Annotated in this window: 18 protein-coding genes; 13 read left to right on the top strand and 5 right to left on the bottom strand. The window is 64.8% G+C overall.

Translation table 11 applies throughout. From position 1 onward, the window contains the following. Positions 1–65 precede the first annotated feature (65 nt). Together CEW83_RS16865 and CEW83_RS16860 are read left to right on the top strand one after the other, a co-directional pair. Complete coding sequence (locus CEW83_RS16865; RefSeq protein ID WP_108950374.1) at positions 66–1,034, top strand: TAXI family TRAP transporter solute-binding subunit; 969 nt, start codon at positions 66–68, stop codon at positions 1,032–1,034. A gap of 150 nt (positions 1,035–1,184) precedes the next feature. Further along, the gene (locus CEW83_RS16860) at positions 1,185–3,803 is read left to right on the top strand and encodes a TRAP transporter permease (protein WP_108950373.1); all 2,619 of its coding nucleotides are present in this window, start codon (positions 1,185–1,187) and stop codon (positions 3,801–3,803) included. A gap of 58 nt (positions 3,804–3,861) precedes the next feature. Here CEW83_RS16860 and CEW83_RS16855 read toward each other — a convergent pair whose 3' ends face one another. The 5 genes from CEW83_RS16855 to argS form a co-directional block, all read right to left on the bottom strand. Continuing rightward, the gene (locus CEW83_RS16855) at positions 3,862–4,278 is read right to left on the bottom strand and encodes a PilZ domain-containing protein (protein WP_108950372.1); all 417 of its coding nucleotides are present in this window, start codon (positions 4,276–4,278) and stop codon (positions 3,862–3,864) included. 71 nt (positions 4,279–4,349) lie between these two features. Then, entirely contained in the window at positions 4,350–5,132 is a 783-nt protein-coding gene (locus CEW83_RS16850; RefSeq protein WP_199915149.1) for an SDR family oxidoreductase, read from the bottom strand. 33 nt (positions 5,133–5,165) lie between these two features. After that, entirely contained in the window at positions 5,166–5,813 is a 648-nt protein-coding gene (locus tag CEW83_RS16845; RefSeq protein WP_108950371.1) for a thiol:disulfide interchange protein DsbA/DsbL, read from the bottom strand. A 73-nt stretch (positions 5,814–5,886) separates the two neighbouring features. After that, the gene (locus tag CEW83_RS16840) at positions 5,887–6,465 is read right to left on the bottom strand and encodes an SPOR domain-containing protein (RefSeq protein WP_108950370.1); all 579 of its coding nucleotides are present in this window, start codon (positions 6,463–6,465) and stop codon (positions 5,887–5,889) included. 14 nt (positions 6,466–6,479) lie between these two features. Next, positions 6,480–8,243, bottom strand: coding sequence for an arginine--tRNA ligase (gene argS / locus CEW83_RS16835; RefSeq protein WP_108950369.1), 1,764 nt, complete (start codon positions 8,241–8,243; stop codon positions 6,480–6,482). Positions 8,244–8,392: 149 nt separating this feature from the next. Between argS and ubiB the strand changes: the two genes are divergently transcribed. The 11 genes from ubiB (at position 8,393) to CEW83_RS16780 (ending at position 21,540) form a co-directional block, all read left to right on the top strand. Continuing rightward, complete coding sequence (ubiB, locus tag CEW83_RS16830; RefSeq protein ID WP_108951493.1) at positions 8,393–9,925, top strand: ubiquinone biosynthesis regulatory protein kinase UbiB; 1,533 nt, start codon at positions 8,393–8,395, stop codon at positions 9,923–9,925. 114 nt (positions 9,926–10,039) lie between these two features. Then, positions 10,040–12,157 carry an ornithine--oxo-acid transaminase gene (rocD, locus tag CEW83_RS21640; RefSeq protein ID WP_108950368.1) on the top strand — a complete coding sequence of 706 codons (2,118 nt, stop codon included), beginning with the start codon at positions 10,040–10,042 and terminating at the stop codon, positions 12,155–12,157. A gap of 171 nt (positions 12,158–12,328) precedes the next feature. Further along, positions 12,329–13,789 carry a sodium:solute symporter family protein gene (locus CEW83_RS16820; protein ID WP_108950367.1) on the top strand — a complete coding sequence of 487 codons (1,461 nt, stop codon included), beginning with the start codon at positions 12,329–12,331 and terminating at the stop codon, positions 13,787–13,789. Between the two features lie 90 nt (positions 13,790–13,879). After that, positions 13,880–14,893 carry a ubiquinone anaerobic biosynthesis protein UbiU gene (gene ubiU, locus CEW83_RS16815; protein WP_108950366.1) on the top strand — a complete coding sequence of 338 codons (1,014 nt, stop codon included), beginning with the start codon at positions 13,880–13,882 and terminating at the stop codon, positions 14,891–14,893. Between the two features lie 5 nt (positions 14,894–14,898). Further along, the gene (locus CEW83_RS16810) at positions 14,899–15,795 is read left to right on the top strand and encodes a U32 family peptidase (RefSeq protein ID WP_108950365.1); all 897 of its coding nucleotides are present in this window, start codon (positions 14,899–14,901) and stop codon (positions 15,793–15,795) included. Positions 15,796–15,808: 13 nt separating this feature from the next. Continuing rightward, positions 15,809–16,324, top strand: a complete 516-nt coding sequence (gene ubiT, locus CEW83_RS16805; RefSeq protein ID WP_108950364.1) for a ubiquinone anaerobic biosynthesis accessory factor UbiT — start codon at positions 15,809–15,811, stop codon at positions 16,322–16,324. 128 nt (positions 16,325–16,452) lie between these two features. After that, the gene (locus CEW83_RS16800) at positions 16,453–17,622 is read left to right on the top strand and encodes a ComEA family DNA-binding protein (RefSeq protein WP_108950363.1); all 1,170 of its coding nucleotides are present in this window, start codon (positions 16,453–16,455) and stop codon (positions 17,620–17,622) included. A 135-nt stretch (positions 17,623–17,757) separates the two neighbouring features. After that, positions 17,758–18,204 carry an Lrp/AsnC family transcriptional regulator gene (locus CEW83_RS16795; RefSeq protein WP_108951492.1) on the top strand — a complete coding sequence of 149 codons (447 nt, stop codon included), beginning with the start codon at positions 17,758–17,760 and terminating at the stop codon, positions 18,202–18,204. Positions 18,205–18,582: 378 nt separating this feature from the next. Beyond that, positions 18,583–19,665, top strand: a complete 1,083-nt coding sequence (locus tag CEW83_RS16790) for a TRAP transporter substrate-binding protein (RefSeq protein WP_108950362.1) — start codon at positions 18,583–18,585, stop codon at positions 19,663–19,665. Between the two features lie 19 nt (positions 19,666–19,684). Further along, on the top strand, positions 19,685–20,218 hold the full coding sequence (locus CEW83_RS16785) for a TRAP transporter small permease subunit (RefSeq protein WP_108950361.1): 534 nt from the start codon (positions 19,685–19,687) through the stop codon (positions 20,216–20,218). Continuing rightward, positions 20,215–21,540, top strand: coding sequence for a TRAP transporter large permease (locus CEW83_RS16780; protein ID WP_108950360.1), 1,326 nt, complete (start codon positions 20,215–20,217; stop codon positions 21,538–21,540). Before CEW83_RS16785 ends, CEW83_RS16780 begins: the two co-directional genes overlap by 4 nt. Positions 21,541–21,554: the final 14 nt, after the last annotated feature.

The following is a 21,554-nucleotide window of genomic DNA, read 5'->3' as shown; positions in this document are numbered from 1 at the left end:
CAGCCTGCCATCATCAGCGCACCCTATCTGGTGCGGTCCTTACCTGCACGGTTTCAGGAGAACTCATGAAGAAGCTCACCACGCTCGCAGCAGCACTCGCAATCGTCGGCACCCTCGGCGCAGCGCCGGCTCAGGCCGAGACGAAGTTTGTGACCATTGGTACCGGCGGCGTAACTGGCGTGTATTACGCTGCTGGCGGCGCAATCTGCCGCCTGATGAACAAGGACCGCGCCCAGCACGGCATTCGCTGCTCGGTCGAAAGTACCGGTGGATCGGTCTACAACGTCAACACCATCAAGGCTGGCGAACTCGACTTCGGCGTCGCCCAGTCCGATGTCCAGTTCAACGCCGTGAAGGGCCTGAACCAGTTCAAGGACGGTGGTGCCGTGACCGAACTGCGCGCCGTCTTCGGTCTGCACCCCGAGCCGCTGACCGTACTGGCCCGCAAGGAAGCCGGCGTCACCAAGTTCGAGGACTTCAAGGGCAAGCGCTTCAACGTCGGCAACCCGGGTTCGGGACAGCGCGCGACGGTCGACGTGCTGCTGCCGGCACTCGGCATGAAGACCTCGGACTTCTCGCTGACCTCCGAACTCAAGCCCGATGAGCACAGCGCCGCACTGTGCGACAACAAGATCGACGGTTTCGCCTATGTCGTCGGCCACCCCGCCGCCAACATCCAGGATCCGACCACGACCTGCGGTGCAAAGCTGGTTCCGGTCACCGGTGCCGGCGTCGACAAGCTGATCAAGGAGTTCCCGTACTACGCAGCCGTCACCATCCCGGGCGGCATGTACGCGAACAACCCGGACGCCACCAAGACCTTCGGTGTCGTGGCCAGCTTCGTGACCTCAGCCAAGGTGTCTGACGACGTGGTCTACACCATGGTCAAGGCTGTCTTCGAGAACTTCGAGGACTTCAAGAAACTGCACCCGGCATTTGCCCACCTGGAGCCGAAGGGCATGATCAAGGACGGCCTGTCTGCTCCGCTGCACAATGGCGCGATCAAGTACTACAAGGAAAAGGGCTGGATGTAATCCGGCTGCCGGTCTAATCATGCCGGCCTGCTGGACGTCTCCCGAAATGCACAGCGACTCGGGAGACGTCTGTTATCCAGACAACGCAGCGACAGGCCAAAAGTCTGTTGCTGCGTTTGCGTATCACCTGAATCCGGGGAGGCGCGGCGTATGACCCGCTCGAAGAAAACCCATACAACCCACGAACTGACCGATGAACAGCTGAAGCAGATCGTTGCCGAAGCGGATACCGGTGGTCGCAAACCCACGGGTCTTGCAGCACAGTTTCTCCTTGTCATTGCGCTGGCGTGGTCCCTGTTCCAGCTCTGGATCGCCTCTCCCCTGCCGTTCTCGCTCGGCGTTTTCGTCCTTAACGATACCGAGTCCCGCGCCATTCACCTGGCGTTTGCCGTCTTCATGGCCTTTGCCGCCTACCCGGCATTCAAGGGCTCACCGCGCGCCTATATCCCCGTTGTAGACTGGATACTGGCAACCGTCGCCGCATTCTGCGCTGGCTACCTGTTCCTTTTCTACGCTGAACTGGCATCCCGCCCCGGCATTCCGACCACGCTCGACCTGGTCGTCGCAGTCACCGGTCTCGTTCTGCTGCTCGAAGCAGCTCGTCGCGCCCTCGGCCTGCCGATGGTGATTCTGGCGGTCTTCTTCCTGATCTATATTTTTTTCGGCCAGTACATGCCGGACGTCATCGCCCACCGCGGCGCGTCTCTGTCCAAGGGCATGAGCCACCTGTGGCTGACCACCGAGGGCGTGTTTGGCGTCGCACTCGGCGTGTCCGCCAGCTTCATCTTCCTGTTCGTACTGTTCGGTGCCCTGCTGGAAACCGCGGGCGCGGGCAACTACTTCATCAAGTCGGCCATTGCGCTGCTCGGGCACATGCGCGGCGGCCCGGCGAAGGCTGCCGTCGTGGCATCGGCCTCGACCGGCCTGATCTCGGGCTCGTCGATTGCAAACGTGGTCACCACCGGCACCTTCACCATTCCGCTGATGAAAAGCGTGGGCTACCGTGACGACAAGGCGGCCTCGGTCGAAGTCGCCTCCTCGGTGAACGGCCAGTTGATGCCGCCGGTCATGGGCGCAGCAGCCTTCCTGATGGTGGAGTACGTCGGCATCACCTACGTCGAGGTGATGAAGCACGCCATCGTACCGGCACTGATCTCCTACATCGCGCTGTTCTACATCGTTCACCTCGAAGCGATGAAGATGAACCTGCAGGGACTGCCGCGTCGCGAACCCCTGCCCTGGCAACAGGCCACCATCACCACCCTGATGACGGTGTCCGGCGTGATCATTCTGGCCGCGATCGTGTACTGGGGTTTTGGCTGGCTCAAGGACGTTGTTGGGGAATCCGCCTTCCTGATCGTCGGCGCCATGATGCTCGTCGCCTACGTCGCGATCATCCACTTTGCCGCGAAATACCCGGAGCTCCACATGGAGAAGCCGGGTGACAAGATGGAGTACCTGCCCGAGATCGGGCCGACCCTGAAGTCCGGCCTGCACTACCTGCTGCCGGTTGCCGCCCTGATCTGGAACCTGATGGTGGAGCAGCTCTCGCCTGCCCTGTCCGCATTCTGGGCCACCCTGTTCCTGATCTTCATCCTCGTCACCCAACGCCCGCTGTTCGCCTTCTTCCGCGGCAAGGGCGAGTTCGGCGTGGCCCTTCGCCACGGCTTCCAGGATCTGTTCGACGGCCTCGTCACCGGCGCCCGCAACATGATCGGCATCGGCATCGCGACCGCCACCGCCGGTGTGATCGTCGGCACCGTGACCCTGACCGGTATCGGCCTGGCCATGACCGAGCTGGTCGAGATCCTGTCCGGTGGCAACCTGATGATCATGCTGTCGCTGGTTGCGGTGATCTGCCTCATCCTCGGCATGGGCCTGCCGACCACCGCGAACTACATCGTGGTGTCGACGCTGATGGCGCCCGTGATCGTCGAGCTCGGCGCCCAGCAGGGCCTGCTGGTGCCGCTGATCGCCGTCCATCTGTTCGTGTTCTATTTCGGCCTGATGGCCGACGTCACGCCACCGGTCGGACTGGCTTCATACGCGGCAGCAGGCATCGCGAAGAGCGACCCGATCAAGACCGGCTTCACCGCATTCGGCTACAGCGCCCGAACGGCGATCCTGCCCTTCATGTTCATCTTCAACACTCAGTTGCTGCTGATCGGCATCACCGATGTCTTTCACCTGATCATGACGATCGTCAGCGCCACCATCGCCAGCCTGATGTTTGCCGCAGCCACGCAGGGCTGGTTCGTGACCCGGAACAAGGTTCATGAAACACTCATTCTGCTGCTGGTGACCTTCAGCCTGTTCCGCCCCGGCTTCTGGCTGGACATGGTGTATCCCGCATACGACGAAGTGCCGGCAAGCCAGCTCACGCAACTGGTGGAAGCTGCGCCACCCAAGGGCAACCTGCGCGTCTGGGTGCAGGGACTCACGCTCGAGGGTGACGAGGTGTCCAAGGGCGTGCTGCTGCCGCTCGGGGAGCCGGGCAACGCGCGTGAGCGCCTGTCACGCATGGGCCTGACCCTGATGACGCTGGGTGACGACGTTCAGGTGGCTGCGGTGAAGTTCGGTAGCCGCGCTGAAAAGCTCGGGCTTGAGCAGGGCTTCAACATCACCTCGATCGAACTGCCCGCAGCGGGTCGTCCGGACAAGGAATGGGTCTTCGTGCCCACACTCCTGCTTCTCGCAATGGTCTGGTTCATGCAGCGTGCCCGCGCGCGCCGCGAGCCGCCGCGACCACCGCACAACCCGAATGCCTGATGCAAGAAGGGCGCTCCACGGAGCGCCCTTTTTAATGCGCGGAAGAACCGTAACTGCGTCAGATCAGGGACGGGCCATTCACGATGGCCGCGGCGTCCCGCTCATTGATGCGTACGGTGGCGCTCGCCAGAACATGCGCGATCAGCCAGTCCTTCAAACGCGCAACGCCTTCTTCGTCGAGTTCGACGAAACGGCAGCCAGCCTTGCGCGCATGACCTTCACCCACCTGATTGACAACCTTCGCATGGCCTTCGATACGATCCGGCACGCTTTCGCGCTGCAGCACGAAGCGAAACTCGGCGCCGGGATCGAGGTCGTGCGAGACGGGCAACGAAAACCCCTCCAGCGAGAGGTCGTTGAGGGGACGGCGCTCACCATTGACCATCGCCCAGAAACAGATATCGCCGCGACGTTTCGCGACGAATCTCTGACGCGCACGACGCTCGGCCGCGTCATCGCCCACCGCTGAATTCATCAAATCGCTCCAAGACGTGATTTTTCGCCTATGTTAGCGCAGCCTCGCCGCGCAAGGGCGTGAGGAATACCTCAGAGGGGAAGCCCGCGCGGCTTGCGTCCGGCACGGGCGAATACATGGTCGAACACGCTGCGCGGCAGAATCCGCAGCAGCTTCGCCACCCAGCCCATCTGCCAGGGCGTCACGGCAAAGCGGTCGCCACGCTCGATGACACGGGCAATCCGCTGCGCGGCGACGTCGGCATCGAGAATGAAGGGCATTGGATAGGGGTTGATCGCAGTCATCGGCGTGCGGATGTAGCCCGGCGCCACGCTGACCACCTTTACACCGCTGTCGTGAAGCTCGACACGCAGACTTTCGAGGTAGGCAAGCGCGCCCGCTTTTGAGGCGCTGTAGGCCCCCGCACCCGGCAAGCCGCGAATACCCGCCACCGAGGCAATCCCGACCAGCCGCCCGCTGCCGCGGCGACGCATGGCCTCGACGAAAGGCTGGAAGGTTGCCACCATGCCGAGCAGATTCGTGCGCAGCACGCGATCAAACGCGTCGACGTCCTCGGCATATTCGGTAAGCGTCCCGACCGACACCCCGGCGTTGGCAATGACGATGTCGGGCACGCCGAAGGCTTCGACGAACTGGCTGGCGGCGCCACGCAGTGCCAGCGGATCTCCGACATCGGCAACCAGCACCTGGTGCGTGCCGGGCAGCGACGCCACCAGTGCGTGCATCGGCTCAGCGCGACGCGCAATCAGCCCCAGCCTCGCCCCCATGCCTGCATAGTGACGGGCAAGTGCTTCGCCCAGGCCGCTGGACGCCCCCGTGATGAGGACGCGCAGCGGCTGTCCCGGCTCAGTCACCGCTGCAGCCGTCAAGCAGGCACAGACAAACCATCAGCTCTTGCGCGCTTCGCTGCGCACGCGCGTGAGCAGCGCGTCGACCTGCTTCAGCGTGCCTTCGTGACTGCCAGTCAGCGAGGCCGACGTAATGAAGCGACCATCGACCGCCATCGTCGGCACACCCTGAACCTTGTATGCACGGGCGATCTGGTCCGCACGCTTGACCAGCGACTCCACGCCGAAGGACTTGTAGGCCTCCATGAACTTCGCGGTATCAATGCCGCGCTTGCCCACCCATGCCCGCACACCGTCTTCCGTATTCAGCGGCTCCCTGTCGTTCTGCACCGCACCGAACACGAGTTCGTGCAGGGTGTCGACCTGACCGGTCACCTCGAAGGTGTAGTAAAGCCGGGCCAGTGCCTGCAGCTGGGGGTTGCCCCAGATTGCCGGCACGCGGACGAAGCTGACGTCGGCCGGCAGGCGCTTTATCCACTGCCCGAGCAGCGGATCGAAGTCGTGGCAGTGCGGGCAGCCGTAGTGGAAGAACTCGATCACCTCGATCTTGCCCTTGGTCGCCGTCGGAACGGACGGCTCCAGCACCTGGTAAGCTGGACCAGAACCGCTCTGGGCAAGCACCTTGCCCGCGGACCCGGCGAAAAGCGCAAGCGCGCCAAGTTGCTGCAGGGCATGACGACGATTCATTCTTTACTCCCGTATTGGTTGAAGCCGGTCTGACGCGTGCAACACACGCTTCGTTCCGCGTCAGCGCTAAAAATCATTGCCCGGCGCGGGTCACAGTGGTGTTGAAGCCGGACGAAGCCAGACGGCTGCGAACCGGATTCAACTCGTCCGGGCCGGAGAAGGGTCCGATCCGCACCCGGTGCACCGTGCGCCCGTCGGGCAGCTGGCCCCGCTGCGAACTCGCCTCGACACCGGCAAGCGCCAGCCTTGCCTTCAGGTTGTCCGCCTCGGCCGCGTTTTCGAAGGCACCGAGCTGGAGGTAGAGCTTTTCCACCGGGCGCTCCACCACCGGCGCGCTCGGCGCTTCAACCGGTGCCTGAGCCGCCGGCACGTTGTCACCCTGCGGCAGGATCTTGTAGAACTCGAAATCCTGCTTTACGACCGGGCGGTCGCCGGGCTTTCCGGGCAGCGCGGCAGGCGGCTGATTGACCGCCGGCACGCGTGGTGCGACCGGCGCCGACTGAAACGGGTTGGCACGGGTGAAGAACCATGCCGCACCCGCAGCAATCAGCGCGCCCAGCATCAGGCCGATGAAAATGCCGATCAGGGTCCCACCACCGCTGCGCGCGGGAGCACGACCCGACTTGCGGGGGGCTTTACGAGGCTGAGTCAAGACAATCTCCGGATTTACATCGATTCAGGTGCGGACACACCGAGCACGGCCAGACCGCTCACCAGCACCTGACGCACCGCCTCGGCAAGCGCCAGACGCGCAAGCTTGACCGCCTCGTCATCGACCAGCATGCGCTCGGCGTTGTACCAGCTGTGGAAGTCTGCCGCGAGATCCTTCAGGTAGAAGGCAATCTGGTGCGGCGCGTAATCGGCCGCAGCCGACTGCACGAGCTCGGGAAAGGTCGACAGGCTTGCACACAACGCGAGTTCGCGCTCGTTCTGCAGCTGGCCAAGATCGGCCTGCGCCAGTTCTTCGCGCTCGCCGCCCCACTGACTGAGCACCGAGCACACCCGCGCATGCGCGTACTGCACGTAGTAGACCGGGTTCTCGTTGCTCTGACTCTTGGCCAGGTCGAGGTCGAAGTCGAGATGCTGGTCGGACTTGCGCAGCACGTAGAAGAAACGGCAGGCATCGTTGCCGACTTCCTTGCGCAGCTCGCGCAGGGTGACGAACTCGCCCGAGCGGGTCGACATCGAGGTCTTCTGCCCGTCGCGGTAGAGCACCGCGAACTGCACCAGCGCCACGTTGAGCTTTTCGGTCGGCAGGCCGAGTGCGGCGATGGCGCCCTTCACGCGCGGGATGTAACCGTGGTGGTCTGCACCCCAGATGTCGATGATGCGGTCGAAGCCACGCTCATACTTGTTCAAATGATAGGCGATATCCGACGCGAAGTAGGTGTAGAGGCCGTTCTCGCGCTGGACCACGCGATCCTTCTCGTCGCCGAAGGCCGTCGAGCGGAACCACTTGGCGCCGTTCTGCACGTAGATGTGACCCTGCTGCTCGAGCTGGGTCACCGCACGCTCGACCAGGCCGGTATCGAACAGGCTCTGCTCCGAGAACCACTTGTCGAAGCGCACGCCGAATTCCTGCAGATCCTCGCGGCCGTCGCCAAGCTGCTCGTTGAGCGCGAAACCATGCACCCACGGGTAGTCCTCGCCGAGCAGACGCTTGGCGTTGGAAATCAGGGCGTCGAGATGGAGCTCGCGTTGCTGCTTGGCTTCGTCATCCTTGCGCTCCACCGGCGGCAGGCCCGGCGTGCCGGCCGTCACCTGCGCTGCGGTAAACCTGGCGAAGCGGTCCTGATGGGCGTCACGCATCTCACGCCCCATGGTCACGACGTAATCGCCCTGGTAGGCGTTGGGCGGGAACGCGACCTCGATCCCGAAGAACGCGAGGTAGCGCAACCAGGTCGACAGCGCCAGAATGTCCATCTGACGACCGGCGTCATTGACGTAGTACTCGCGGCTGACATCGTAACCGGCGAATTCCAGCACGTCCGACAGCGAGGCGCCGTAGGCCGCACCGCGTCCGTGGCCGACATGCAGGGGGCCGGTGGGGTTGGCGGAGACAAATTCCACCTGCACCTTCACGTTCTTCTTCTCGCCGCGACCGAACGCAGCGCCCTTGGCGAGCACCTCGCTGACCACGGCCGTCTTGGCAGCAGTGGCCAGGGTGAAGTTGATGAAGCCCGCGCCGGCCACCTCGGTCTTGGCCACCAGCGGCGACGCCGGCAGCTCGGCCAGCAGTTTCGCGGCGAGTTCGCGCGGGTTGCGCTTCATCGGCTTGGCCAGTTGCAGCGCAAGGTTGGTGGCAAAGTCCCCATGGCTCGCCTGCTTCGGGCGCTCCAGCAGGATCGGGGTATCGGCCAGCTCGGGCGCAACACTTTTCAGCGCGGCTTTCAGGAGATCGGCAAGTAGAACTTTGGGGTCGGCGCTCATGACACTTTCAGGGACATCGAAACCGTCGATTATAGCGGATCAACCCACCCCTCTCCCGCCCGGCATGTGAGCGCAGGTTACGTTCTCTGCCTTCCACCGCCCCCCCTTTCCCGCTAAAGTCCCGGTTCTCCTGCTACCGGTTGTCCAAAGTGCGTCTCCTGCGTCTCACCAAGATCGTTTCCGTCAGTCTGCGTTTCGGTCTGGACCGAATGATTCTGGACGCCGACACCAGCGGTCGACTGGCCCGCGTATGGAATTTCGTGTTCTTCTGGCGCACCTACGACGAACCCCGTGGCGTGCGCCTGCGCCGGGCACTCGAGTCGCTCGGCCCCATCTTCGTCAAGTTCGGGCAGATGCTCTCCACCCGGCGCGATCTGCTGCCGCCGGATCTGGCCGACGAGCTCGCGATGCTGCAGGACAGGGTGCCGCCCTTCCCCACCGAACAGGCGCTCGCGCTGCTCCAGACGATGTACGGCAAGCCGGTCGATGACGTCTTTGGCAACTTCAACCGCACGCCGGTGGCTTCCGCCTCGGTAGCGCAGGTGCACTTTGCCGAGCTGCCCGATGGCACCGAAGTGGCGGTCAAGATTCTGCGGCCGGGCATCGAGCATGTGATCGCGCACGATCTGGCCCTGCTCGAAGTCGCGGCCATGCTGCTCGAGAAGGTCTGGCCCGAGGGCCGGCGGCTCAAGCCGCGCGAGGTCGTTGCCGAGTTCACCAAGTACCTGAACGACGAACTCGACCTCATGCGCGAGGCGGCCAACTGCTCGCAGCTGCGGCGCAACTTCAAGGATTCGTCCCTGATGATCGTGCCCGAGGTGCATTGGGACTGGTGCGGCCGCAACGTGATGGTGATGGAGCGCATGCACGGCGTACAGATCTCCCAGATCGAGGCGCTCAGGGCGCAGGGCACCGACCTGCCCGCCCTGTCGCGCGCCGGGGTGGAGATCTTCTTCACCCAGGTGTTCCGCGACGGCTTCTTTCATGCAGACATGCATCCGGGCAACATCTTCGTGCATCGCGACGGGCGCTACATTGCACTCGACTTCGGCATCATGGGCACGCTCAACGAAGTCGACAAGAACTACCTCGCGACCAACTTTCTCGCCTTCTTCCAGCGCGACTATCACCGCGTCGCACTGGCCCATATCGAGGCCGGCTGGGTGCCGGCCAAGACCCGGGTGGACGAGTTCGAGGCCGCGATCCGTACCGTGTGCGAGCCGATCTTCGACAAGCCACTGAAGGACATCTCCTTCGGCAAGACGCTGCTGCGCCTGTTCCAGACCGCACGCCGCTTCGAGATGGAGGTCCAGCCGCAGCTGGTGCTGCTGCAGAAGACCCTGCTCAACATCGAGGGCCTCGGGCGCCAGCTCGACCCCGAGCTCGACCTGTGGAAGACGGCAAAGCCCTTTCTCGAGCGCTGGATGAACGAGCAGATGGGCTGGCGTGCGCTGATCCGCGAAATCAAGACCGAAGCGCCAAGCTGGGCCGGCACCCTGCCGCAACTGCCCCGGCTGATACATCACACCCTCACCGAAAGCGGCAAACAGCAGGCGGCTCAGCAGGCGCGCATGGAGCAGCTCGCCCGCCAGCAGCGTCGGCAAGGGTGGCTGCTGTCGGCCATCGGCGTGCTTGCCGCTGCCCTGCTCGCGCTGGAGGCGTACCGGGTCTTCGGCAGCTGAGCGCCGGGACGGGCGCCGTGCGGATGCGTTCGCAGCGAACGAATCTGCGCCGGCACCCTCCAATGTTGTAACGTCACACAAGCACCCGCCGATCGGCGGAATGGGAGGTGCCTCATGACGAATACAACCCACCTGCCTGCCGGCCCCCACACCCGGCTCACCATCATCAGTGCAGCATCCGCGCTCGGCGCGCCGCACCCCGGCCCGGCAGCAGCGGCGCAGTCGCTGCGCAGCAACGGCTTGACCGAGCGCCTGTCGAATGCCGGCATCAAGGCCGAATGGGCGGATGTCGTGCGCCCCACCCAGCCGGCGGCCGACACGAAAGACATGACAGCCCGGCTGGAAGCCAGTGCGGCGTTCGCGCGACGCCTGGCTGACCGCCTGGCCACACTCGACCCGGACGCCTTCCCATTGATCCTCGGCGGCGATCACGCCATTGCCGCAGGCACCTGGCGCGGCATCGGCCGGCGTGCCGGCGGTGCGCCCGGCCTGATCTGGATCGACGCCCACCTCGACAGCCACACGGCCGAGTCCACCCATTCGGGCAACATCCACGGCATGCCGCTGGCGGCCCTGCTGGGTGAGGGCGACCGCAGCCTGGTGGGCATCCCCGGCCCACGGCTCGATCCGGCGCGGGTATGCGTCATCGGTGCGCGCGCCTGGGAAACGGAAGAACACGAACGCCTGACGCGGCTCGGCGTGCGCATCTTCGACATGAATGAAGTCCGCGAGCGCGGCCTTCCCGCCGTATTCTGCGATGCGCTGACGATCGTGCGCAGCAACGGCAGCCAGCCCGGCTTCGGCCTCAGCCTCGATGTCGATGCGCTCGACCCGCTGGCCGTGCCTGCCGTGACCTGTCCGGCCGCGGAGGGCATCGATCCCCGGGCGCTGGCCGACGTCCTGCTCACGCTCAGGACCTGCGGCGACTTCATTGCGATGGAGATCACCGAGTACCGGCCCGATCTCGACACCGACCGCCGCAGCGCGGACTGGGTGGCCGAACTCGCCTGTGCTGCACTGGGACCGGGGAGCTACTGGCTGCGCGAGAAGGAGCGCCACTTCGGCGCCAGCAACTACGCACCGCTGCCGGTCGTGTTTCATCGCGGCGAGGGCGTATGGCTGTGGGACGTCGAAGGACGCCGCTATCTCGACATGATGAGCGCCTACTCCGCCGTCAGTTTCGGCCACGGCCACCCGCGCCTGCTGCGTGCACTCGAAGACCAGGCACGACGGCTCGCGCTGACCTCACGCGCATTCTCCAACGATCGCCTTCCGCTGCTGCTCGAACGCATGTGCGGGCTGTTCGGCTTCGAACGCGCCCTGCCGGTCAACACCGGACTGGAGGCGGTCGAGACCGCACTCAAGGCCGCGCGCAAGTGGGCCTACACAGTGAAAGGCGTGGCCGCGGACAAGGCGGAAATCATCGCCTGCGACGGCAACTTCCATGGCCGCTCGATCACGATCGTCGGACTCTCTGCCAGCGAGCAGTACCGCGACGGCTTCGGCCCCTTCCCGCCCGGCTTGCGCCGCATTCCCTTTGGTGACGCGGCCGCACTCGAAGCGGCGATCACGCCCGAAACCGCGGCCTTCCTGGTCGAGCCGATCCAGGGCGAAGGCGGCATCATCGTGCCGCCCGCCGGCTACCTGGCGCGCTGCGCCGAGATCTGCCGTCAGCACCGGGTCCTGCTCATCGCCGACGAAGTCCAGACCGGGCTCGGCCGCACCGGCCGCCTGCTGGCCTGCGATCACGACGGCGTACGTCCGGACGGTCTCATCCTCGGCAAGGCGCTCGGGGGCGGCCTGCTGCCGGTATCGGCCTTCCTCGCCGACCGCGAGGTGATGGACGTCTTCCACCCCGGCGACCACGGCTCCACCTTCGGCGGCAACCCGCTCGGCGCCGCCGTCGCGCTGGAAGTGCTTGCGCTGCTTATCGAACACAGCCCCTGGGAGCGCGCCGAACGCCTTGGCGAACGCCTGCGCAGCCGCCTGGAAGCGGCAAGGCTGCCCTGCGTTCGCGAGATTCGCGGCCGCGGCCTGCTGATCGGCATTGCAATCGATCCGGACATCGCATCCGCCGCGAGCGTTGCCGAAACGCTGCTGGCACGCGGCATTGCAACCCGCGACACGACCGGCAACGTGATACGTCTTGCGCCGCCGCTGATCATCGACGAGGCAACGCTCGACGACAGTGCGGATACGGTCATCGACACCCTCGCCGCACTCGGCGGCTGACCCACGCGACACCGGGAGGCGGGCCCGCAGCGGCCACGCCTCCCGGCGCCACCACAAATCCTGACATTGACAGCGTATTCAGGCCCTTAGCGCACATTTCGGCGCCACCTTTCAGCCATTCGTTGCTACACTCCGGCGCCCCTTTCTCCACGCTCCGGAAGAGACCTGTTCATGCTGCTCTGGCTTGTCGTCGCCTACCTGCTTGTGTCCATTGTCATCGGCCTGATTGCTGCAACACGCGTGCACAACACCCGTGACTACATCACCGCCGGTCGCAACCTGCCGATGTTCGTCGTGCTCGCCATGGTGTTTGCCACCTGGTTCGGCGCTGAAACCGTGCTCGGCATCTCCGCCACCTTTCTCGAAGAAGGCTTTCGCGGCCTGATTTCGGACCCGCTGGGTGCGGCGGTGTGCCTGGTGCTGTTCGGCCTCATCTTCGCCCGCCCGCTGTACCGCATGAACCTGCTGACGCTCGGCGACTTCTTCCGCCAGCGCTACAACCGCAGCACCGAGCTCATCCTGTCAATCTGCATCGTGCTCTCCTACCTCGGCTGGGTCGCAGCGCAGATCACCGCGCTCGGGCTGGTATTCAACGTGCTGTCGCAGGACGTGGTATCGACCAATGAGGGCATGCTGATCGGTGCCGGCGTGGTGTTGCTCTACACCCTGTTCGGCGGCATGTGGTCGGTGGCAATGACCACCTTCGTGCAGATGATCGTGATCGTGCTCGGCCTGATCTACGTCACCTGGCTTGCAGGCGACATGGCCGGCGGCTTTTCCAGTGTGGTCGGTCAGGCTGCGGCCGAAGGCAAGCTCGAGTTCCTGCCTACGCTGGACGCGGCGGACATGATTGGCTGGGTTGCCGCCTTCCTGACCATGGCGCTCGGCTCGATCCCGCAGCAGGACGTGTTTCAGCGCGTCAACTCCTCGCGCAACGAGCGCGTCGCGGTGTGGGGCACGACGCTCGGCGGCGTGTCGTATTTCTTCTTCGCTGCGGTGCCGCTGTTCCTCGCCTACACCGCGCAGGTCATCGATCCCGCCATGGTCGAGCGCCTGATCGGGGAAGACTCGCAGCTCATCCTGCCCACCCTGATCATCCAGTACATGCCTTTCGCGGCACAGGTCATCTTCTTTGGCGCCCTCCTGTCGGTGATCATGAGCACCGCCTCGGGCACGCTGCTGGCGCCTTCGGTCACCTTCTCCGAGAACGTGCTCAAGGGCTTCTTCCCCGGCATGAGCGACCGCCAGTTCCTGCTCAGCACCCGGATCACGGTGGTCGTGTTCACCGTGCTGGTCACGCTGTACGCAACAAGCACCGAGTCGAGCATTCATCAGATGGTCGAGAACGCATACCGTGTCACCCTGGCCGGGGCGTTCGTGCCGCTCGCAGCGGGGCTGTTCTGGAAGCGGGCCAACAACCTCGGCGCGGCGCTGGCCATCGCGCTCGGGCTGTCCACATGGATTCTCTTCGAGCTCTTCGTCCCCGAGGGCGACATCGAGCCCCAGCTGTTCGGCCTCGCCGCCAGTGCGCTCGGCATGGTGATCGGCGGTCTGGTGGGTGCGCCCGCCCACCATCGCCCCCACGCCGGACATCACCGGGCGGCAGCGGCAACACACCACACTTCACGCTGAACACTGCCTGCGTTTGACCCGGGTCAAAGCACCCGGGGCAGTCGGCCACTAAGGTGGCGGAGCTTTGAATCCGCCACCCTGGTGCCCCCAATGAATTCGTCCCAGCAGATCGAACTCGTCTGCCCCGCCGGCAGCCTGCCAGCGCTCAAGACCGCCATCGACCACGGCGCAAACTGCGTCTATCTCGGCTTCAAGGACGCCACCAACGCGCGCAACTTCACCGGGCTCAACTTCGATCCCAGGCAGATGCGCGACGGCATTGCCTATGCACACCAGCGCGGCGGCAAGGTCCTGCTCGCGCTCAACACCTATCCGCAGGCCGGCAACTGGTCGAGCTGGACGGCGGCAGTGGACCGCGCCGCCGAGATGGGCATCGACGCGGTCATCCTCGCCGACCCCGGCCTCATGGCCTACGCTGCAAAGACCCACCCACAGCTGCGCCTGCACCTGTCGGTGCAGGGCTCGGCCACCAGCTACGAGGCGATCAACTTCTACCACGAGCGCTTCGGCATCCAGCGCGCGGTGCTGCCGCGGGTGCTGTCGCTGCCGCAGGTGGAACAGGTCATTGCCAACACCGCGGTCGAGATCGAAGTGTTCGGCTTCGGCGGCCTGTGCGTGATGGTCGAAGGGCGTTGCGCCCTGTCCGCCTACGCCACCGGCGAGTCGCCCAACTGCAACGGTGCCTGTTCGCCCGGCAAGCATGTGCGCTGGGAACAGACGCCCAAGGGCATGGAAACCCGGCTCAACGGCATCCTCATCGACCGCTTTGCCGACGGCGAGCGCGCCGGCTACCCGACGCTGTGCAAGGGCCGCTTCGAGGTCAATGACGAAACCTATTACGCGATCGAGGAGCCGACCAGCCTGAACACCCTGGAGCTGCTGCCCGAGCTCGCCCGTATCGGCGTGCGCGCGATCAAGATCGAAGGCCGCCAGCGCAGTCCGGCCTATGTCGCCCAGGTCACCAAGGTGTGGCGCGCCGCACTCGACCAGGTGATGCGCGCACCGGACGACTTCAAGGCGCTGCCGGCCTGGATGGCCGATCTCAACAAGGTTTCCGAGGGCCAGAGCCATACCCTCGGCGCCTACTACCGTCCATGGAAATAAGCCCGATGAAACTCTCCCTCGGCCCCCTGCTGTACTACTGGCCACGCCAGAGCGTGCTCGACTTCTATGCTGGTATCGCCGACAGCACGGCAGACATCGTGCATCTGGGCGAAACCGTGTGTTCGCGGCGCCACGAACTGCGCCTCGACGACTGGCTCGAGGTCGCCGCGATGCTCGCCGACGCCGGCAAGGAAGCGGTGCTCTCCACCCAGTCGCTGATCGAATCCGAGTCCGATCTCAAGACCCTGCGCCGGCTGTGCACCCAGACACGGTTCCGCGTCGAAGCCAACGACATGGGCGCGGTGCGGCTGCTGGCCGAGGCCGGTCGTCGCGACTGGATCGCCGGCCCCACGCTCAATATCTTCAACCCGCACACACTGGATCTGATGGTGCAGTCCGGTGCGACGCGCTGGGTGGTCCCGCCGGAGATGTCCGGCACACAGCTCGACGAAATCCGCAACGCCCTGCCAGGCGCACTCGAAGCAGAGGTATTCGCCTACGGCCGGCTGCCGCTCGCGCACTCGGCGCGCTGCTTCACCGCACGCCACTACAACCTGCAGAAGGACACCTGCGAGTTCCGCTGCCTCGGCATCAGCGACGGCCTGAGCCTGAGCACCCGCGAAGGCGAGCCCTTCCTCACCCTCAACGGTGTGCAGACGCAGTCGGCCCGGGTGCACAACCTGCTCGCAGACCTGCCCGCGCTGGCGAACAGCGCCGAGGTGCTGCGCATCAGCCCGCAGGGCAGCCACACCCGCGAGATCGTCGAGCTCTTCCGCACCGCCCTCGACGCCCGTCAAACCCCGAAAGCGGCGTTCGATGCCAGCCTTCCGCTGATGCCCGACGCCCCCTGCAACGGCTTCTGGCACGGCAAACCCGGTGTCGACCAGCTGGTCAGCGCCTGAAGGAAACCCCCACATGTCCCAAGCCCACCTGCTCCCCGCCCCCCGCCTCTCCCTGTTGCTGCCCGGCAGCCTGCGCCAGCGCATCGCACATCGCCTCGGCACTCTCAGGGTGCCCGCCTTCACCCTGCCGGCAACGCTCGCCCGCGTCGTTGCCCGCCTGCCGCAGCAGCCTCCCGCCCAGGCGCTCGTCACCGCACTCAACCTCGCGCTCGACCGCGTGCTGCCGAGGGATCAGCTCGAACCGCTGATCGGGCGCAATCTGCGCATGCGCGTCAGCGACGCCGGCCTGACCCTGGACTTCAGCTTCAACGAGCGCGGATTTCATCGCGCAAAAGACGTCCTGAAGCCGGACCTCATTCTGTCGGCGACCGCCCGCGACTACCTCGCCCTTGCGCTGCGCGAGGAGGATGCCGACACCCTGTTCTTCAGCCGCCGCCTCATCATGGAAGGCGACACCGACCTCGGCCTGCTGGTCAAGAACACGCTCGACGCGGTGGATTGGGACGCACTGCTGGGTCGCCGCAGCTGACGGCGCGCTGTCACCACGCGAAAGCGCCCCGATTTAGTGCATTTAAATTATTGATTAATATGGACTTGTGTCGCATGGCAAGACGGCCTCAAAATCCGCGCTGATTTTTTTCAGAGACTTTCAGGCCCATGCCGTATTCAGATCCCAGCAACCAGTACATTCCGCCCACCACCGCACTGATCGGAAGCGCCCACGGCTACGTCTTCAATGCCGACGAAGTCACGCTCGAAGCCGAGATTCATGCGGTCGACCCGCTTGCCACCAGCTACCTGAACTGGTCCCTGCAACTGTGGGCAGGCGACGTCCTGGTTGCCGAAGCCTCCTTTGGCGCGCTCTATCCCGACAGCTTCGGCATCGCCCGCGTCGGCGCCACCGTGAGCGCCAATCTGCCTGCCGGCACGAACGAGCACATGCTGACCCTGGTCCTGGCCGGCGACGACGGCACTGGCCTGCAGCGCTATGACGCCGTGACCTACCCGCGCAGCGAGCGTTTCGTGCTGCCGCTGATCGAGGGCTCGGTTGCCTACCGGCTCGACACCGACTGCACCGAGATCAGCGCCGAGTGCATCCGCAACCCGCGCGCCGCCGACAACATGAGCGGCTCGCTGGTGCTCGAACTCTGGGCCTTGCCCGCTGCCTATCAAGGCGGCGCATTCAGCGGCATTCTGATCGGCAGCGAGTTTGTCGGCGCCCTGGCCGGCCAGTCGCAATGGAACAATGTCTCTGCCCGCCTCCCCGCGTGCGAACTTCCGGCGGGACAGTGGCATCTGGTTCTGATGCTGCGCGAATGGGTCGGCAACACCTACCTGACCCGCGACTACCGCAACTTCGCGCTCACCGTGGACGGCCCGCTGCCGACACCGACGGCTGCGCCTGAAGCCGAAGCCGCACCTGCTCCGGTCGCAACGCCCGCGCCAGCCGCGGCGCCTGCAGAGAAGCCGGCGGCAAAGGCCGCCAAAAAACCAGCCGCAAAAGCCGTCGACAAGACCGCTGAAAAAACCGCCGAAAAAGCACCGGCCAAGAAGAGCAAGCCCGCAGCAGCGACCAAGGCGCCCGCTGCCGAGCCCGTCAGTGCCGCCAAGCGCAACGCCAAGAAATCGGCTCCTGTGCACAAGCCCGGCCGCGTCTCGGTCAATACCGCAGGCGTCAGCGATTTGGCGGCTGTCAGCGGCGTCAACGGCGCCACCGCAGAAGGCATCATCGCTGGCCGCCCCTGGGCAACGCTCGATGACCTGATCAAGGTCAAGGGCATCGGCACCAAGTCCCTCGACAAGCTCAAGCACCTGCTCAAGCTCTGACCCATATGACGGGCACGCAATGTGCCCGTCACACGATATCGCCCGGCACCGAACATCGCCGGGCGTGCCTGCGGCGATGACCGTGCGGGCACGAAAGCTGCGTCGGAACCGGATTACCTCTCGCAGCGAACCACCATGAACAAGCTCGACAGCGCCCTGCTCGCCATTCTGATCAAGGATGCGCGCGCCTCCTTTGCCGACATCGCCAGACAGCTCGACATCTCGCGCGCCCATGCGCGGACGCGGGTGCAGGCCCTGGTCGAGAGCGGCGTCATCGAGCAGTTTTCGGCAGTGGTCAATCCCGAGAAGCTGGGCAAGGTGGTGTCCACCTTCATCGATCTCAAGGTCACGCCTGCACGGCTGGAGCCGATCGCCAACGAGCTGGCCAACTGTCCCGAAGTGGTCAGCCTCTACATCATGAGCGACCTGCAGAGCCTGCACATCCACACCCTCACCGACAGCTACGAAACCTTCGACGCCTTCGTACGGCAACGCATCTTCAATCGTCCGGAGATTCTCTTTGTCGACTGCAAGACGCTGATGTCGCGGGTGAAAAATCGCCGCGGCGGGGCCCGGCTGTAGTCCTTCACCGCGGCAAGCGGGCGCACATTTTCGCACCGTCATGGTGCAGAAACGCCAGCACAGTGCATTCAAGACATTCGGCACGCTACACAGCCGATGCGCCAACATCCGGCGCCAAATGGTATTGCGGACCTTCCGAATGTAATCAGAACCCGACGAAGCCGGCCATTTGTATGCCCGATTCTTTCACCCTGCGCCCCAGTTTGTGCACCGCACTACACCTTAAGACCTATCCATATTCACTATATACTAGTTAAAATTCAATAACTTACTGAGTTTTTCAACCTGGCACGGCCATTGCTAAACCTGTCTCGAGTCACTTTACAAATGGCACCCCACAAGGGCGCCACATCGAGATCCCAACAGGAGCACGCAGCCATGACCCTGAATCGCCGCAATTTTCTCACCGCCGCAGCCGTTTCCGGCGCCATCCTCGGCGCACCTGCCATCGCCAGCGCACAGTCGAAGACCACCTTCAACTGGAAAATGACCAATGCCTATGGCCCGGGGTCGCCCTTCTATGTTCAGGGCCCGGGCAGCCCGATGGATTTCTGCAAGAAGGTCGAGGAAATGTCGGGCGGCCGGCTCAAGATCCAGCACTTCGCCGCCGGCGAGCTGATTCCCGCACTCGAGGGCTTCGACGCCGTGTCCAAGGGCATGGTGGAGATGAACGCCGCCAACGCCTATTTCTGGGCCGGCAAGATTCCCGCTGCACAGTACTTCACCACCGTGCCCTTCGGCATGAACACCCAGGGCATGAATGCCTGGATGTATCACGGCGGCGGCATTGAACTGTGGAACGAGCTCTACGCCGCGCACGGCCTCGTTGCCATGCCCATGGGCAACACCGGCACCCAGATGACGGGCTGGTTCCGCAAGCCGATCGAGAAGGTTTCCGACTTCGACGGTCTCAAGATGCGCATTCCCGGTCTGGCCGGCAAGGTCTATGCCCAGCTCGGCGTGGCCGTGCGTCTGCTCCCGGGTGGCGAGATCTTCCCGGCGCTCGAGCGTGGCGTGATCGACGCGGCCGAGTTCGTCGGCCCCTACCAGGACCGCCGCATGGGCCTGCACAAGGCGGCCAAGAACTACTACACCACCGGCTGGCATGAACCCACCAACGTCACCGAGCTGATGATCAACAAGAAGGCGTGGGAGAGTCTGCCCAAGGACCTGCAGGCCATCGTCAAGGCGGCGGCAGCAGCGTGCAACGTCGAGAGTCACGCCTGGTGCGAAGCGGTGAATGCCGATGCGCTCACCGATCTCGTCACCAATCAGGGCGTGATCGCACGGCCGCTGCCCAACGACGTCATCGTCAAGCTGAAGGAAGTCACCGCCGACACGCTCGAGAGCCTGGCCAAGGCCGACGCCGACACGCGCAAGGTGCACGACGCCTTCATGGCCTTCCGCAAGAAGCACGAGTCGTGGGCCGCCGTCAGCGAAAAGGCATTCCTGTCGCTGTAAGCACCCTCCGGAGACGCTGATGAACAAGCTGTTGAAGCCGCTCGAACTCGCGATTGTCGGGTTCGGGTGGGTGGCACGGGCCGCGGTCCTGGCGCTGGTGTTGATGGTGGCCTGCAATGTGTTGCTGCGCTACGTCTTCTCCTGGAGCCCGGTCGCTGCGCAGGAACTCGAGTGGCACCTGATCTCCCCGATCGCGCTGCTCGGCATGGCCTACGCGGTCTATCACCGTGCGGACGTGCGCGTGGATTTCATCTACGACCGTCTCGGCGCCAGAAGTCAGGCCGTGATCGATCTGGTGAGCGGGGTGTTCACCCTCGCCGTCGGCGTGATCATCGCCTGGCTGGCCGTGCCCTACGTGATGCAGGCCTACGACATCGGCGAGGTCTCGCCCGACCCAGGCGGGCTTCCCATGCGCTATCTGGTCAAGGCCTTCATCCCGCTCGGCTTCTCCCTGCTTGCCCTTCAGGGTCTCATCGACACGCTGCGCGCCGTCGCGACGCTGATCAGCGGCGCGCCGCACACCCCTCACGATTCGCTGGAAATACGCACATGAGCCCCAACGAATGGATTGCGCTCGGTCTCATCGGCGGCTTCCTGGCGCTGATGATGATCGGCATACCGGTTGCCATCGCGCTCGCGGTCTCCGGCTTCGTCGCCGGCTACCTCGGTTTCGGTTCGATGCTGTTCTCGCTGCTGCCGGCGCGCCTGTTCGGCGTGGTGACCAACTACACCATGCTGGCGATTCCGCTGTTCGTCTTCATGGGGGTGATGCTGGAGAAATCCCGCGTCGCCGAGGACATGCTCGAGACCATCGGCCGCGCCATGGGCGGGCTCAACGGCGGGATGGGCATCGCCATCATCCTGGTCGGCGTGCTGATGGGTGCCTCGACCGGCATCGTCGGCGCCACCGTGGTGACGGTGGCAATGCTCACCCTGCCCACCCTGATGCGTCGCGGCTACAAGCCCAGCATCGCCTGCGGCACGATCTGCGCATCCGGCACGCTGGGCCAGATCATCCCGCCCAGCCTGGTGCTGATCCTGCTCGCCGAGATCGTTGGCGAGTCCGTCGGCACGCTGTTTGCCGCAGCGTTCATTCCCGGCCTCGCGCTGGCACTGATCTACGTCATCTTCCTGCTCGTGGTCGGCAAGCTGCGTCCGTCGTGGGTGCCGGCGATTCCCGCCGCCGAACGCGCGCAGGCCGCCCCCGGCACGCTCGGGCGCGACCTCGTCCGCTCGGTGGTACCGCCGCTGCTGCTGGTGGTCGCCGTACTGGGCTCCATCATCGGCGGCATTGCCGCGCCGACCGAGGCGGCCTCGATGGGTGCGCTGGGCAGTGCACTGATCGCGCTGTTCGCACGGCGCATGAGCTGGAAGCTCATCAGCGAAACCCTGCACGGCACGCTCACCATCACCGCCATGGTGTTCTTCATCCTGCTGTGCGCACAGCCCTTCTCGCTGGCCTTCCGCGGGCTCGGCGGCGAACAGATGGTGCACGACCTCTTCAGCCTGCTGCCTGGCGGCGAACTGGGAGCCCTGATCTTCCTGATGGTCCTGCTGTTCGTGCTCGGCTTCTTCCTGGAGTGGATCGAGATCTCCTACATCGCACTGCCGATGTTCCTGCCGGTGTTCCATGCCTACGGCACCGACATGGTGTGGCTGGCCACCCTGGTGGCGCTGAACCTGCAGATGTCCTTCCTCACTCCGCCCTTCGGCTGGGCACTGTTCTTCCTCAAGGGGGTGGCGCCACCGGGCATCACCACGCGCGACATCTACGTCGGCGCCCTGCCCTTCGTGGTGCTGCAGATGCTCGCCGTCGCCCTTCTCTTCATCTTCCCCGGCATCGCCACCTGGCTGCCGAAGTTCATCGGCTGGTAAGCCCCCGGAGGCAA

Source organism: Parazoarcus communis (assembly GCF_003111645.1).
Lineage (GTDB): Bacteria > Pseudomonadota > Gammaproteobacteria > Burkholderiales > Rhodocyclaceae > Parazoarcus > Parazoarcus communis_A.
This window is presented reverse-complemented; position numbering and strand designations above follow the sequence as displayed.

Coding starts and splice junctions, on each gene's coding strand:
- CEW83_RS16865 (WP_108950374.1), top strand. CDS start 66: ATGAAGAAGCTCACCACGCTCGCAGCAGCACTCGCAATCGTCGGCACC.
- CEW83_RS16860 (WP_108950373.1), top strand. CDS start 1,185: ATGACCCGCTCGAAGAAAACCCATACAACCCACGAACTGACCGATGAA.
- CEW83_RS16855 (WP_108950372.1), bottom strand. CDS start 4,278: ATGAATTCAGCGGTGGGCGATGACGCGGCCGAGCGTCGTGCGCGTCAG.
- CEW83_RS16845 (WP_108950371.1), bottom strand. CDS start 5,813: ATGAATCGTCGTCATGCCCTGCAGCAACTTGGCGCGCTTGCGCTTTTC.
- argS (WP_108950369.1), bottom strand. CDS start 8,243: ATGAGCGCCGACCCCAAAGTTCTACTTGCCGATCTCCTGAAAGCCGCG.
- rocD (WP_108950368.1), top strand. CDS start 10,040: ATGACGAATACAACCCACCTGCCTGCCGGCCCCCACACCCGGCTCACC.
- CEW83_RS16820 (WP_108950367.1), top strand. CDS start 12,329: ATGCTGCTCTGGCTTGTCGTCGCCTACCTGCTTGTGTCCATTGTCATC.
- ubiU (WP_108950366.1), top strand. CDS start 13,880: ATGAATTCGTCCCAGCAGATCGAACTCGTCTGCCCCGCCGGCAGCCTG.
- CEW83_RS16810 (WP_108950365.1), top strand. CDS start 14,899: ATGAAACTCTCCCTCGGCCCCCTGCTGTACTACTGGCCACGCCAGAGC.
- ubiT (WP_108950364.1), top strand. CDS start 15,809: ATGTCCCAAGCCCACCTGCTCCCCGCCCCCCGCCTCTCCCTGTTGCTG.
- CEW83_RS16800 (WP_108950363.1), top strand. CDS start 16,453: ATGCCGTATTCAGATCCCAGCAACCAGTACATTCCGCCCACCACCGCA.
- CEW83_RS16795 (WP_108951492.1), top strand. CDS start 17,758: ATGAACAAGCTCGACAGCGCCCTGCTCGCCATTCTGATCAAGGATGCG.
- CEW83_RS16790 (WP_108950362.1), top strand. CDS start 18,583: ATGACCCTGAATCGCCGCAATTTTCTCACCGCCGCAGCCGTTTCCGGC.
- CEW83_RS16785 (WP_108950361.1), top strand. CDS start 19,685: ATGAACAAGCTGTTGAAGCCGCTCGAACTCGCGATTGTCGGGTTCGGG.
- CEW83_RS16780 (WP_108950360.1), top strand. CDS start 20,215: ATGAGCCCCAACGAATGGATTGCGCTCGGTCTCATCGGCGGCTTCCTG.